This is a genomic window from Pseudomonas sp. SIMBA_068 (assembly GCF_046534705.1).
Taxonomy (GTDB): Bacteria; Pseudomonadota; Gammaproteobacteria; order Pseudomonadales; family Pseudomonadaceae; genus Aquipseudomonas; species Aquipseudomonas putida.
This window is the reverse complement of record NZ_JAWRYI010000329.1, coordinates 1-285: the sequence shown is the minus strand read 5'-3', so window position 1 is coordinate 285 and position 285 is coordinate 1. Positions and strand designations below refer to the sequence as shown.

General features: G+C 61.4%; 1 pseudogene. It reads left to right on the top strand.

Going from position 1 to position 285, the window contains the following annotated elements:
- Positions 1-87: 87 nt before the first annotated feature.
- Positions 88-285: pseudogene (locus SB756_RS29395) on the top strand (2OG-Fe(II) oxygenase); the annotation flags it as partial.

Genomic DNA, 285 nt, shown 5'->3' with positions numbered 1-285 from the left:
GATGGACGAATTCGCCAGTGGCGACGGCTCGGTGCGCTATCAAATCGCGAAGTACCTCCAGTAGCGGCTTACAGGGACAGACTCATCATGAACCACTCAGACACCTTACCTTTGTTCGAGCGCGGCGTTGGCCGTGTGAAGCTGGCGCTCAAGTCAACGCTGAAGCGCGCGCCGCGACCTTCGTCGATATGCCTCGGCGAGGAGGTTGCCTGGCGGGACGATCTGCTCTGGCCCCAAGGCGCCACCATCGCCGATACCCGAACACTGGGAGAGCTGGGCTATACC